The sequence below is a fragment of the Halobacterium sp. NMX12-1 genome (assembly GCF_040435975.1).
Lineage (GTDB): Archaea > Halobacteriota > Halobacteria > Halobacteriales > Halobacteriaceae > Halobacterium > Halobacterium hubeiense.
The window spans coordinates 954,818-968,082 of the sequence record NZ_CP159204.1; the positions used below are offsets into that span (position 1 = coordinate 954,818).

Annotated in this window: 14 protein-coding genes and 2 tRNA genes; 9 read left to right on the plus strand and 7 right to left on the minus strand. The window is 67.2% G+C overall.

Annotated elements, in window-relative coordinates:
- Positions 1-372, minus strand: a complete 372-nt coding sequence (locus ABSL23_RS06440) for a DoxX-like family protein (RefSeq protein WP_197570642.1) — start codon at positions 370-372, stop codon at positions 1-3.
- A gap of 160 nt (positions 373-532) precedes the next feature.
- Positions 533-606: transfer RNA gene (locus ABSL23_RS06445), tRNA-Phe, on the minus strand.
- Positions 607-754: 148 nt separating this feature from the next.
- Here ABSL23_RS06445 and ABSL23_RS06450 point away from each other — a divergent pair.
- The 6 genes from ABSL23_RS06450 (at position 755) to ABSL23_RS06475 (ending at position 7,287) form a co-directional block, all read left to right on the plus strand.
- Entirely contained in the window at positions 755-2,392 is a 1,638-nt protein-coding gene (locus ABSL23_RS06450; protein ID WP_059055522.1) for an ABC transporter substrate-binding protein, read from the plus strand.
- Positions 2,393-2,398: 6 nt separating this feature from the next.
- The gene (locus ABSL23_RS06455; RefSeq protein ID WP_059055524.1) at positions 2,399-3,403 is read left to right on the plus strand and encodes an ABC transporter permease; all 1,005 of its coding nucleotides are present in this window, start codon (positions 2,399-2,401) and stop codon (positions 3,401-3,403) included.
- Between the two features lie 43 nt (positions 3,404-3,446).
- Complete coding sequence (locus tag ABSL23_RS06460) at positions 3,447-4,460, plus strand: ABC transporter permease (protein WP_059055525.1); 1,014 nt, start codon at positions 3,447-3,449, stop codon at positions 4,458-4,460.
- Positions 4,457-5,629, plus strand: coding sequence for an ABC transporter ATP-binding protein (locus ABSL23_RS06465; protein WP_353635116.1), 1,173 nt, complete (start codon positions 4,457-4,459; stop codon positions 5,627-5,629). The genes ABSL23_RS06460 and ABSL23_RS06465 overlap by 4 nt, the downstream gene beginning before the upstream one ends.
- Positions 5,622-6,833 (plus strand): ABC transporter ATP-binding protein, encoded by a 1,212-nt coding sequence (locus tag ABSL23_RS06470; protein ID WP_353635117.1) that lies wholly within the window; start codon positions 5,622-5,624, stop codon positions 6,831-6,833. The genes ABSL23_RS06465 and ABSL23_RS06470 overlap by 8 nt, the downstream gene beginning before the upstream one ends.
- 277 nt (positions 6,834-7,110) lie before the next feature.
- Positions 7,111-7,287, plus strand: a complete 177-nt coding sequence (locus tag ABSL23_RS06475; protein ID WP_353635118.1) for a hypothetical protein — start codon at positions 7,111-7,113, stop codon at positions 7,285-7,287.
- Between the two features lie 76 nt (positions 7,288-7,363).
- Here ABSL23_RS06475 and ABSL23_RS06480 read toward each other — a convergent pair whose 3' ends face one another.
- Both ABSL23_RS06480 and ABSL23_RS06485 read right to left on the minus strand, forming a co-directional pair.
- Positions 7,364-8,416 (minus strand): hypothetical protein, encoded by a 1,053-nt coding sequence (locus ABSL23_RS06480; RefSeq protein ID WP_353635119.1) that lies wholly within the window; start codon positions 8,414-8,416, stop codon positions 7,364-7,366.
- A 190-nt stretch (positions 8,417-8,606) separates the two neighbouring features.
- Positions 8,607-8,680, minus strand: a tRNA-Val gene (locus ABSL23_RS06485).
- Positions 8,681-8,762: 82 nt separating this feature from the next.
- On the opposite strand from ABSL23_RS06485, the gene ABSL23_RS06490 reads away from it, so the two are divergent.
- Together ABSL23_RS06490 and ABSL23_RS06495 are read left to right on the plus strand one after the other, a co-directional pair.
- A complete protein-coding gene (locus tag ABSL23_RS06490) occupies positions 8,763-9,245 on the plus strand; it encodes a DUF192 domain-containing protein (RefSeq protein WP_059055535.1) in 483 nt (160 codons plus the stop codon).
- An 84-nt stretch (positions 9,246-9,329) separates the two neighbouring features.
- Positions 9,330-11,246 carry an ABC transporter ATP-binding protein gene (locus ABSL23_RS06495; protein ID WP_353635120.1) on the plus strand — a complete coding sequence of 639 codons (1,917 nt, stop codon included), beginning with the start codon at positions 9,330-9,332 and terminating at the stop codon, positions 11,244-11,246.
- Between the two features lie 13 nt (positions 11,247-11,259).
- On the opposite strand, the gene ABSL23_RS06500 is transcribed toward ABSL23_RS06495, so the two are convergent.
- Positions 11,260-11,547 carry a hypothetical protein gene (locus tag ABSL23_RS06500; RefSeq protein ID WP_059055540.1) on the minus strand — a complete coding sequence of 96 codons (288 nt, stop codon included), beginning with the start codon at positions 11,545-11,547 and terminating at the stop codon, positions 11,260-11,262.
- A 98-nt stretch (positions 11,548-11,645) separates the two neighbouring features.
- Between ABSL23_RS06500 and ABSL23_RS06505 the strand changes: the two genes are divergently transcribed.
- On the plus strand, positions 11,646-12,383 hold the full coding sequence (locus ABSL23_RS06505) for a creatininase family protein (protein WP_059055542.1): 738 nt from the start codon (positions 11,646-11,648) through the stop codon (positions 12,381-12,383).
- Here ABSL23_RS06505 and ABSL23_RS06510 read toward each other — a convergent pair whose 3' ends face one another.
- Positions 12,384-12,824, minus strand: coding sequence for a DUF5790 family protein (locus tag ABSL23_RS06510; protein ID WP_059055544.1), 441 nt, complete (start codon positions 12,822-12,824; stop codon positions 12,384-12,386).
- A gap of 69 nt (positions 12,825-12,893) precedes the next feature.
- Positions 12,894-13,220, minus strand: a complete 327-nt coding sequence (locus tag ABSL23_RS06515; protein ID WP_353635121.1) for a dihydroneopterin aldolase family protein — start codon at positions 13,218-13,220, stop codon at positions 12,894-12,896.
- Positions 13,221-13,265: the final 45 nt, after the last annotated feature.

Below are 13,265 nucleotides of genomic sequence, written 5' to 3' on the forward strand. Positions count from 1 at the left end.
TCACGTCTCCGGCTCGGCGTCGGGCCGCGCGTGCCACCACGCCCACAGCACGAGCACGCCCTGGAACGGGAGCCGCGCCCACGCTATCGCGCGCGCCACGCCCTCCATCCCGTCGGGAGCCAGCTCGCCCGCCACGTCGTCGGTCACCGTGTAGACGTTCGCGGGGAACACCGCCACCAGCAGCGCCACGATGCCCCACGCCGACAGCCGCCGCGTCCGCTCGAACAACACGCCAACGCCGAGGACGACCTCCGCGACGCCCGAGACGTAGACGAGCGCCCGCGGCCGCGGCAGCGACGACGGCACCACTCGCTCGAAGGACGCCGGCGCGAGGAAGTGCAACGCGCCCGTGACCACGTACACCGCCCCCATCGCGTACCGCAGCGGCCGCTCGAACCGAGTCAGCGTGTCTCGGAGACTGGTCACGGGTCCAGCGACGGCTACCAGCCACATAGTGTTCCGGCCGGTGCCCCCTCGAACGTGAACCACGGCGTCCGTCCTGTTTGGCTCGGAACGACACGTAGAATCGGGATGCCGCCTCCCCGATTTGAACGGGGGACAGCTCGATCTTCAGTCGAGTGCTCTCCCAGTCTGAGCTAAGGCGGCGCGCATCTTGTTGGATGTAGACGAGGGGAAAAAGGATTTCGAATCGCGAGCGCCGGTCGGGTCGTTGTGCGGCGCGTCACGGGTCCGGATGCGGCAATTCCCGCCCAGGCATTGGATATAAACGTTCGGAACCGTGACCCTATTTGGTATGTCAGGTAGTCGCAATCAAACTGACTCGTCGCGGCGCGAATTCCTCGCCGCCACGGGAACGACCGCCGTCTCCGTGGCGTTCGCCGGCTGCTCGTCCGACCAGACCGGCGACGAGACGGCGACCGAGGCGGCAACCGAGACTGACAGCGGCGCAACCGAGACCACCGAGGCCGACAGCCAGTCCGAGGAGTTCGAGGTGTCCATCACGCAGGGGACGATGCCGACCACGCTGGACCCCCACGACCACCGGGACATCCCCACGGACATCACGATGCTACAGGCCTACGAGGGGCTGTTGAGCCGGACACCCGAGGGCGAGATTACGGCTATGCTCGCGACCGACTGGGAGCGCGTCGAACCCGGCCACGTCCGCTTCCAGATCCGGGACGGCCCGACGTTCCACAAGACGGGCAACGACCTCACCCCCGAGGACGTTGCGTACACCATCAACCGCATCGTCGACGACGAAGTCGGGTTTACCAGCCCGCAGGCCGGCCAGCTCGACGGCGTCACCGGCGCGGAGGTCGCCGACGGCGAGCGCGCAGTCGATGTCTACTCCGACGGCTTCAACCCCATCGTCTTCTCCGAGTTCGCCATCTACTGCGACATCGTCGAGAAGGCGTGGGTGCAGGACAACGAGAAGTCCTACGTCGCCCAGAACATGAACGGCACCGGGCCGTTCGAGATGACCGACTTCCAGCAGAACCAGTACGTCGAGTTCGAGCGTTACGACGACTACTGGCAGGAGCCCGCCGATGTCACCCGGCTCACCATCGACAGCGCCTCCGACTCGGGCGTCCGCGTCAACCAGCTCGTCGCGGGTGAAACCGATCTCGTCGTCAACGTCCCGCCGCAGTCGTTCTCCCGCGTCGAGGACGCCGATGCCTCCGTCGAAGCTGTCGGGAGTACGCGCGTGCTCTACAACGCCATGAAGGCGACCGTCGAACCCTTCTCGTCGCCGCAGTTCCGGCGCGCGATGAACTACGCCATCGACCTCGAGACCATCATCCAGAACGCCCTGCAGGGCGCCGGCGGCCAGACCGGCCAGCCGACGCTGGAACCGTTCTTCGGCTACAACGACAGCATCGACCCCTACCCCTACGACCCCGACGAGGCCGAGCGGCTCGTCGAGGAGAGCGGGCACGCCGGCGTCTCCATCGAACTCCACACGCCCGCCGGCCGCTACCTCAAGGACCTCCAGATTGCGCGCTCGGTTGCGGGCATGATCGACGAGCTGCCGAACGTCTCCTGTGAAGTCAATCAGCGGACATTCTCCACGCTCGCCGGCGAACTCACGGACTCGGACATCACCACCGGGCCGGATTTCTACCTCATCGGCTGGGGGAACGCAACGTTCGACGCAAGTCAGACCATCAGCCCGACGCTGACCAGCGACGGCTCGCTCACCTCTTGGAAGAACGAGGACCTCGACCAGATCATGTCGGACGCCGACAGCACGACCGACCCCGACGAGCGCGAACAGTTCCTCCAGGAAGCCAACCAGCTGTGTCACGACGAAGCGCCGTGGATCTTCCTGAACCGCCAGTACAGCGTCTACGGAGTCTCGGACCACATCGAGTGGACCGCGCGCAACGACGAACGAATCGACGCCTACGCCATCAGTCCCGCGCAGTGACGACCAATGGGGTATCTCCGCTTCCTGGCGAAGCGCGCGGTCCAGGGCGTGTTCGTCGTTTGGGCGGTCGTCACGGTGGTGTTCGCGCTCCGCTACATCACGCCCGGCAGCCCCGTCGACTTCATCGCGCCACTGGATGCCGGCCCCGATCTCCGCGAGTCCATCGCGGAGTCGTACGGGCTCGACGAGCCGCTGTACGTCCAGTACGGCGACTACCTATGGGATCTCGCACACCTCGACATGGGGCAGTCGTACGCCCGCGGTACCAGCGTCGGCGCCGAAGTCGTCGGCGCGCTCCCCGTGAGCCTCGAGCTCGCGCTCGCAGCGACGGTCGTCGCCATCGTCATCTCCATCCCGCTGGGCGTCGTCAGCGCAGTGAACCATCACCAGCCCTCCGACTACGTCGCGACGACGCTGTCGCTGGTCGGCATCTCGACGCCGAACTTCTGGCTGGGCGTGATGCTCGTGCTGTTGCTCGCCGTGCAGTTCAACGTCTTCCCGACCAGCGGCCTCGGCGAAATGAACGGCGAGACCGTGTTGTTCGCAGATGCCGTCCGACACCTCCTGCAGGGCGAGACCGCGTGGATGGTCGAGTGGCTCGCCCACATCACCCTTCCTGCAGTCACGCTCGGCACGTACTTCACAGCGCTCGTGACACGGCTTACGCGCTCCGGCATGCTGGAAGAACTCGGGGAGAGCTACGTAACCGCGCTGCGCGCGAAGGGACTCCCGGAGTCGCTAGTGCGCTACCGGCACGTGCTGAAGAACACGCTCATCCCCATCATCACGGTGCTCGGCCTCCAGCTCGGGACGCTCATCGGGGGCGCCGTCATCACCGAGCGCGTCTTCGACCTCCCTGGGCTCGGCAGCCTGCTTATCGAGGCTATCAACCAGCAGCAGTGGATGATTCTGCAGGGCTGTCTCATCGTCATCAGCGCGGGGTTCGTCGTCGTGAACACGGTCGTCGACGCCCTCTACGCGTACGTCAGCCCGGAGGTGGCCGTGGAATGACCGCCGGCGTACGGCCGGCCATCCGCGCCGTGGGGTGGTCGCCATGATCTCCCCGCGCACGTGGCGGAACCTCAAGAAAGAGTTCCGTCGGAGCGCGCTCGCGAAAGCCGGTGTCGGGCTGTTCGGCGTCATCGTCGTTGTGGCGGTGTTCGCGCCGCTGCTCGCGCCACACAACCCGACCGTCCAGCACCTCGACCAGAAGTTCCTGCCACCGCTGGGATTCAGCGCGATGCGCACGACGTCGTCCACGCAGATGGTCAACGGCTCCGTCGAGGTCGTCCAGAACACCACCTACGTTAGCGCGACGCCGACATACCCGCTCGGCACGAACGAGCTCGGGCAGGACGTCCTCTCGCGGGTCATCTACGGCGCGCGGACGTCGCTACTCGTCGGCATTCTCGGTGTGCTCGTCGCCGCCATCATCGGCGTGCCCGTCGGCCTCGTCGCGGGCTTCTACGGCGGCTCGGTCGACGACGCGCTGATGCGGCTCGCCGACGTCATGCTGGCGTTCCCGTCGCTGGTGCTGGCGGTCTCGTTGGTCGGGCTGTTCGGCACTGTCACCGTCCAAGTCCCCGACCCGTGGGTGGCGCTCGGCATCGCGCCGAACATGCCGGCGACGTTTACGATACCGGGGACGGTCGTCATCGTCGTCGGGCTCGTGAACTGGGTGTGGCTCGCGCGCATCGCGCGCGGCGAAGCGCTAACTGTCTCCGAGGAGGAGTACGTCAAGGCCGCGCGCAGCATCGGCGCCAGCGACGCCCACGTCCTCCGCAAGCACGTGTTCCCGAACGCGCTCACGCCGATTCTCGTGCTCGCGACGACGCAGGTCGCAGCTATCATCCTCCTGGAGAGCTCGCTGTCCTACCTCGGGTTCTCCGGCACCACGCTCTCGTGGGGCTTCAACATCCAGAACGGACAGGGCTTCCTCGCGGAAGCGTGGTGGATTGCGACGTTCTCCGGTATCGGCATCGTGCTCGCGGTGATGAGCGTGAACTTCCTCGGCGACTGGTTCCGCGACGCCCTCGACCCCGGCGTCGAGGGGGAGGGCGGCGTATGAGCGACGACCTGCTCCGCGTCCGGAACCTCTCGACACGCTTCTTCACCGAGGACGGCCAGGTGAACGCCGTCGAGGACGTCTCCTTCACCGTCCGTGAGGGTGAAGTGTTCGGCATCGTCGGCGAGTCCGGCTCCGGGAAGAGCGTCACCGCGCTCTCCCTGCTGGACCTCGTGGAGTCGCCGGGCCGCATCACGGACGGCGAAATTTGGTACCGGAACCCCGAGGTCGCGGACACCTACTCCGGGGAGTTCGTCGACGGCGACTTCGTCGACGTCGTTCGTCTCCCCGAGTCGGGGCGGCGCTCGCTGCGCGGGCCGTCGTTCTCGATGATATTCCAGGACCCGATGACGAGCATGGACCCGTCGGTGACCGTCGGCGAGCAGATTGCGGAAGCCGTCGAGGTTCAGCGCCGCGCGAGCGCGAACCCGCGGTCGACGCGCTCGCGCACGCAGGGGTACGGCCTCGGGTCGCTGCTCGCGGACACGCTCGTCCCGACCCGCGGGTACGTCTCCGACGAGGCTTGGGATCGCGCGGTCTCGCTGCTGGAGGACGTCGGCATCCCCGACGCCGCCGACCGTGCCCACGAGTACCCCCACGAGTTCTCCGGGGGGATGCTCCAGCGCGCGATGGTTGCGCAGGCGCTCGCGGGCGAACCGGATCTGCTGGTCGCCGACGAGCCGACGACCGCACTGGACGTCACGATTCAGGCCCAGATTCTGGACCTGCTTGAGGATGTCCAGGCCGAGCGCGACACGAGCATCGTGCTCATCACACACAACCTCGGCGTCATCGCCCGGATGGCCGACCGCGTCGGCGTGATGTACGCCGGCGAAATCGTCGAACGCGGCACGCTCGCGGACGTCTTCGACGATCACGTCCATCCGTACACGCGCGGGCTCGTTGAGAGCGTCCCGGACATCGACGACCCGGATCCCCGCCTCGACCCCATCGAGGGCAACGTTCCGAGCCTCCTTGACGAGGAGATGGGCCAGCGGTGCTACTTCGCGGACCGCTGCCCGAAAGCCATGGAGGAGTGTCTGGAGAAGCCCGCCGAGTTCGACGTGGGCGGCGACGAGCACGCGGCGAAGTGCTACCTCGCCGACCACGAGTACGCCGAGTCGCGGGCGCTCTCCGCGGACCACTTCGAGGAGGTGGCCGCCGATGAGTGACCCACTGTTGTCGGTTGAGGACCTCCAGAAGTACTACTACGAGCGCGACTCGCTGCTGGACACCCTGTTTCGCCGCGAGCCGACCGCGGTACGGGCCGTCGACGGCGTAAGCTTCGACGTTTACGAGGGCGAGACGCTCGGCCTCGTCGGCGAGTCCGGCTGCGGGAAGTCCACGACCGGTGAGACCATCCTGCGCCTCCGGGACCCTACCGGGGGGACCGTCAAGTTCGACGGCGCCGACGTCGCCGCGCTCTCCGGGGACGCGCTCACGGAGTTCCGGCGCCGCGCGGGCATCGTCTTCCAGGACCCCTACGGGAGTCTCGACCCGCGGATGACCGTTGGCGAAATTGTCCGCGAGCCGCTCGACGTCCACGACATCGGCACGCCCACGGACCGCGAGGACCGCGTCCTTGAGCTCCTCGAGCGTGTCGGCCTCTCGGCCGACCAGTTCGACCGCTACCCCCACGAGTTCTCCGGCGGCCAGCAGCAGCGCGTCGGCATCGCGCGGGCGCTGGCGCTGGAGCCGGACTTCCTCGTGCTCGACGAACCAGTGAGTGCGCTCGACGTGAGCGTGCAAGCCCAGATTCTGAACCTGCTGGACGACCTCCAGGAGGAGTTCGGGCTGACGTACCTGTTTATCGCTCACGACCTCTCCGTGGTGCGCCACATCTGCGACCGCGTGGCGGTGATGTATCTCGGGGAAATTGTGGAGACGGGTGCCGTCGAGGACATCTTCGAGCGCCCTCAGCACCCGTACACGCGGGCGCTGCTGGAGAGCGTGCCGCGCCCGGAGACAGCGGAAGCCGACCGCGAAATCGCGACGCTCTCCGGGGACGTTCCCTCGCCCCGCGACCCGCCGTCCGGGTGTCGGTTCCGCACGCGGTGTCCGGCCGTGATTCCGCCCGACGACCTCGACGTCGAACAGGCCGCGTTCCGCGCGATTATGGACGCCCGCGACCGCCTCGACCGCGGCGAACTCGACGCCGCCGACATCGCGGCCGCGAACGACTGGCACGACCACGTTCCCCACGACGTGCCCGACGCAGCCGCCGACGCGCTCGCCGACGCGTTCGGTTCGCTCGCCGACGGCGACGAGGCCGCCGCCCGCGACCGCCTCCGCGAGACGTTCGAGACGGTCTGCGAGCGCGACAACCCCGCACTCCCCGACGAGGGCGCCGGCGCCGCCTGCCATCTCGTCGACTGACGCGGCGGCCGCCCTGCCCGGCCACAAGTGTAAACTTGGGGACGTTAGATGCGCTGGGCATGGAGGAACTGGCCGCGCAGGTCCGCGACGCGCCCACGACGAGCTCTCGGGTGGCCTCGTCGGCGTCAGCTACTACGACGAGGACGGCGTCGGCCACGTCTACCGCAGCGAGTGGGCGAACGAGAAGTACGACCCCGAGCAGGTCGACGACATCGGCCGGGGCATCCAGCTCGGCGCGCTCGGCTACGGCTCGCTGGAAGCCCGGCAGGACCAGTCCGTGCACGCGACTGTCCACGTCTACGACGACATGCTCGGCGTCGCGCTCCCCATCTCGCAGGCGAGCGGCGTCGCGTTCGCCCCCGACCGCGAAGCCGACTACGACCTCTACGACGCCGTCCGCATCGCCGAGGACGTTGTCGAAGCGTCCCCGGTCGAACGGCCGGAAGTAACGTAGCCCGAGCACTGCCGGCGGCGAGCCGGACCTGCTGTCGTGTCGTCGTTCGAGGTCCTCCTATCGGAGCGCCCGTACGCTACGACGCTACAGGAGCGCTCCAGCGGCCGGTGGTCGCCCTCGCCGCGGGCCGCGATTCGTTCTCGATGGTTCCGACGTACGTGTGGAGTTTCGCGGGGCCGCTGTCGTTCGCGTACCCGTTGGCGAGCAACAGGTACCGGCCGTCCTCCAGTCGGACGAGCGAGGGGTCGCCGATGCCGTAGTCGTCGCTGGCGCCCGCTGTAGCGGAGTGTGGGGCGACGGCGGGCTCGTCGAGCTGCACGAAATCCGAGTAGGTATCGTCGTTGACCCACACGGAGACGTTGTAGCGCGGGTGGTGCGGGTCGTAGTCGCCGAGCACGTACAGGCGGTCGTCGTGCTCGACGATGTCGAAGTCGCCGACGCCGTAGCCGTCGGGCGCCGTCCACACGGGCGGGTAGACCGTCCAGTTGGTGACGCCGTTCGGGCTGACGGCGTGCCCGATTTTCTTCCCCGAGTAGCCGGCAGCGTTGCCGTACTCGTAGTAGACGTGGACCAGCCCCGTCTCCTCGTCGTAGTACGCGCCGAGGTCGCGGAACCCGGTGTTGTCGTTGCGCACGGTCCAGTCGTCGGCCGGCAGCGAGTCCGCCGTGTAGACGTTGCTGTTCCCGTAGACGAGGTACCGGCCGTTGACCGAGATCAGCGAGTCGAACTCGAAGCGGTCCGCGAGGTAGTTGTCGTCGACCAGCTGCCAGCTGTCGGGCTTTGTTGGCGTCTCGGAGCGATAGAGGTTCGGGTCCGTGTCGGTGCCGACGACGAGGTAGTGTGTCCCGTTCGCCTCTGCCAGCATCGGGTCGTGGCTCTCGAACTCGAACACCTGATTGTCGGGCTCCGGCCGGTCGAAGTCCACGCGGAACCCCGCTGTCTCCGGCGGCGGCCCCTCGGCGCCCATGGGAACGTCCTTCTGGGGATGGTCGGCCGTATTGAACAGTTGTTGCCCGTACTCGACGACCGGTCGAGTGGCGGCGAGCTGCCCCCCGCCCGAAGCTAACACCACGAGCACGGTCACGGCGAGCAGCGTTCCGCTCCGCAGCTTCGACGTCGAGAGCGGCATGAACGTGCCCGGATCGTATCTGCGACAGTCGGAAATGCGTTGTGCCGGTGACCGCGAGCCGTTCGTGGCTCGGGTGGATTCTCACTGTTGGAAGGCGGTTGTCTCGCTTCGCTCGGTGTTGCGTCTTCCAAAGTTCGACCTGCCCTCACACTTACTTCGCTCCTCGCATCCGCTCGTCGCAGAAGATGAGTGGGTTCGGGCGGATTCGAACCACCGACCTCGGCCTTGTAAAGGCCGCGTCATAACCAACTAGACCACGAACCCGCGTTTCGAGAGAGTCGCGCCGCGGCCTAAACGGTTTCCTTTCGGCGGAACGCCCAAACCGCGGGCGGTCGTAGCCGCGGGTATGTACGGGCGTACGCTCGCGGTCGTCTGTCTACTCGTCATCGCCGGCTGCGCGGGGTTTCCCACCGGTGGCACGTCGACGTCGGGCGCCACTACCGATACGGGAAACGGGACACAAGTGTTCGTCGACGACGAGAGCGGCACCGAACTCGGAAACGTTACTGTCGAGGTCGCAGACAACTGGTCGGACCGCCGCACGGGCTTGAGTGAGCACGAGTCCCTCGGCCCGAACGAGGGGATGCTGTTCGTCTACGATAGCGAGGGCAGCCACACGTACGTGATGCGCTCGATGTCGTTCCCCATCGACATCGTTTACATCGGGGCCAACGGCCGCATCACATCGATTCACCACGCGCCCGTCGAAGAGGACAACGAGGACCTCACGGGCTACGACGGCGTCGGGAAGTGGGTACTCGAGGTACCGTACAACTGGACGACCGAGCATGGCGTCGAGGTCGGCGACCGCGTCCGCATCGAGGACTGAGCGGACCGCGGTCGTGCGACCGCAAGCGGATGTTTCGATTCGTAGGGAAGTGCTTTTGACGGGCCGACACTTCTCCCAACGAGAATGAGTACAGCGACAGAAGACGACGACCCCTTCGAGGAGCAACGCGAAGAGGTCGACAACGCGATGTACCGCCTGTTCGACGTGTACGGGCGGGACAACTGGGTGGCGGCGCTGGTCGGCGTCGTCGCCAGCATCTTCGCGCGCGTGCTCGACCTCATCCCCGCCATCATGCTGGGGTACGCCGTCGACGCGCTCACCGGCGACGCGGCCTTCCTGCCGTTCCTCCCGGCGTCGATGCGGCCCAGCACCGAGACTGGCGGCCTGTACGTCGCCGTGGCCGTCATCGCGGGCGCGTTCCTCGTCGGCGCGGCGTTCCACTGGCTGCGCAACTGGGGGTGGAACTCCTTCTCCCAGCACATCCAGCACGCGGTCCGCACGGACACCTACGACAAGATGCAGCGCCTGAACATGGACTTCTTCGCCACGAAGCAGACCGGCGAGATGATGTCCATCCTGTCGAACGACGTCAACCGCTTGGAGCGGTTCCTCAACGACGGGATGAACTCCGTGTTCCGGCTCTCCGTGATGGTCGTCGCCATCGGCGTCGTCCTGTTCACGTACAACTGGCAGCTCGCGGTCATCACGATGCTGCCGGTGCCCATCATCGCGTGGTTCACCTACCGCTTCGTCAAAGCGATTCAGCCGAAGTACAGCGACGTCCGCTCCTCCGTCGGCCACCTGAACTCCCGGCTGGAGAACAACCTCGGCGGCATCCAGGTCATTAAGACCTCGAACACCGAATCCTACGAGTCCGAGCGCGTCGAGGGCGTCTCCCAGGAGTACTTCGACGCGAACTGGGGCGCCATCACCATCCGCATCAAGTTCTTCCCGGCGCTGCGCATCATCTCCGGCGCCGGCTTCGTGCTGACGTTCCTTGCGGGCGGTTACTGGGTGCTCGTCGGCCCGCCGCCGCTGATGTCGGGCTCCCTCTCAGCGGGGGAGTTCGTCGTGTTCATCCAGCTCAGCCAGCAGTTCGTCTGGCCGATGGCCCAGTTCGGCCAAATCATCAACATGTACCAGCGCGCGAAGGCGTCCAGCGAGCGCATCTTCGGGCTGATGGACGAGCCCTCGCGCATCGAAGAGAATCCCGACGCCGCCGAACTCGACGTTGACGACGGCGAGGTCGTCTACGACGACGTCACCTTCGGCTACGACGACGACCCCATCGTCCAGCACATCGACTTCGAGGTCGAGGGCGGGAACACGCTCGCGCTCGTCGGGCCGACCGGCGCCGGCAAGTCCACGGTCCTCAAGCTCCTGTTGCGGATGTACGACGGCGACGAGGGCGAAATCCGGGTGGACGGCCAGGACATCTCCAAGGTGACGCTGCCGAGCCTGCGACGCCACGTCGGCTACGTCAGTCAGGACACGTTCCTGTTCTACGGCACCGTCATGGAGAACATTGAGTACGGCACCTTCGACGCCGACCGCGAGGACGTCGTCGAGGCCGCGAAGGCCGCGGAAGCCCACGAGTTCATCACGAACCTCCCGGAGGGCTACGACACGAAAGTCGGCGAGCGCGGCGTGAAGCTCTCTGGTGGGCAGCGCCAGCGCATCGACATCGCGCGCGCCATCCTCAAAGACCCCGAGATTCTGATTCTCGACGAGGCGACCAGCGACGTGGACACGGAGACGGAGATGCTGATTCAGCGCAGTCTCGACCGCCTCACCGAGGACCGTACCACGTTCTCCATCGCCCACCGCCTCTCGACCATCAAGGACGCGGACAAGATTGTCGTCCTCGAGGACGGCGAAATCGTCGAGCGCGGCACCCACGCGGACCTCCTCGCCGAGGACGGCCTCTACGCGAACCTCTGGGGCGTGCAGGCCGGCGAAATCGACGAGCTCCCCGACGAGTTCGTCGAGCGCGCCGCCGAACGCACCGCCGACGTGGACGTCGACGAGTCCGAGGACTGACGCTCCACTTTCTTCAGAAGCTCTCTTGGTTCCCTTCGCCGGCGGACGCGCCGCGGTCCGTGTAGTCGCGGCGACCGACGGCTTCGCCGCCGACGCCGTCCTCGATGGTTTCGACGAGGTCTACGTGGCTCTCGAAGCGGTCGTCGTCGACGCGCCCGAGCGCGGCTTCGACGGACTCCTCGCCGCCCGCGAGGTCGAGTTCGTAGTCGCCGTACGCCTCGACGACGCGCTCCCGGTCCACCGGGTACGTTTCGTCCCGCAGTTCGGCTTCCAGTTCGTCCAGTCTGACCGTCTTTCCCATGCCTCTGCCGTGGGCGGCCCCCGTCAAGCGCGTTGTGGCAGTCTGGGGTCACTCGCCGGAGGGCTAGCCTACAAGTGAGGGCGCGCGTTTGGTCGCGTATGCGACTCGCGGACGCGACCTGGACGGACGCCGACGAACTCGACACGGACCTCGCCGTGCTCCCCGTCGGCAGCACCGAACAGCACGGCCCGCACGCGCCGCTCGGCACCGACCACGTCACCGCCGAGACCGTCGCCGAGACCGCGGCGTCGAACTACGACCGCGAGGTCGTGGTCGCGCCACCGCTGACCGTCGGCGTCTCCGAGGAGCACCGCCAGTTCACGGGGACGCTGTGGGTCTCCCCGGAGACGTTCCGCGCGACCGTCCGCGACGTGACCGAGAGCCTCGCGAGCCACGGCTGGGACCGCGTCGTCGTCGTGAACGGCCACGGCGGCAACGTCTCCGCGCTCGGCGAGGTCTGCCAGCGCGTCACCCGGGACGGCGACGCGTACGCGGTGCCGTTCACGTGGTTCGATGCCGTCGGCGACCACAGCGACGACATGGGCCACGCCGGCCCCCTCGAAACCGCGTTCCTCCGGCACGCCCATCCGAAGCTCGTTCGCGAGGACCGGGTGGACGACGCCCGCGAGGGCGCCAGCGACCACTGGGGGGAGTGGCAGTCGCACGCGAATCTCGCGGTGGACAGCGCCGAGTTCACGGAGAACGGCGTGGTCGGCGACCCCACTGAGGGCGACGCCGAGCGCGGCGAGGAACTGTTGTCGCTCGCCACGGACGCTCTCTGTGACCTACTAGACGCGGTGGCGGACCGCGACCCGAGCCGGCCGCCGCACAAGTAGCTACTCCTCGGCTTCCTCGTCGCTCTCGTCGTCTCCGTCGCCGTCGCTTCCTTCGTGGGCGTCTTCGAGCGCGGAGCGCAGCGCCGGCACCGTGGACGCGAGTTCGCCGACCTGCTCGCGCGCGGTCTCGATGTCCCCGAGCACGTCCTCGACGGCGTCGATTTCGGCCTCCAGCTCGTCGGCGTCCTCGAAGGCGTCCGCGCGCTCGCCCACGACGAAAGCCTTCTTCGCGTCCCGGAGGTGGGCTTCGACGTCCTCGACGTCCAGCGCGGAACGGAGCGCGTTCAACACGCCGAGCGTGTTGTCCGCCTCGACGTCCCACACGTCGTCGGCGTCCGGTAACTCGGCGCGAGCGGCGTCGAGCGCTTCCTCGACGTCCGCGCGCATCTCCTCGGCGGCCTCGCCGAACAGCTCGTCGTCGTCCAGGGATGACTGGCTCATGTCCCGTGATTCGCCCGCGTCCGGCTTAAAAGCCCGCCCCGCAGTGGACGTGCACGCGGCTCACTCGCCTCACTCCACGCTCGCCAGTTCCATCAGCGGGTAGCCGTCCTGCATCGCCATCTCCGCGACGACCTCGCGGCCCTCGTAGTCCACGACGAGTTCGACCTCCATGTACTCGCCCGTGAGTTCGGTGTAGCCGTGGTCGGTGTCCAGTTTCTCCGTGAGAATATCGACGGTCACGCACTCGCAGAACGGCTGGTTCTCGATGGACTCCTCGATTGCGGTCTCCAGACTCGGCGCGCTTTCTGGGCCCACGGGCGTCCCCGCGAACTGGTGGTAGAGCGCGCCGAACTTGATGCCCGCCTCGAAACACGCCTGCTGGGCGTCGGATGCCATACCGGACGCTCGGCCGGCCGCGGCTAATCGTTGTCGCCTCCCGGC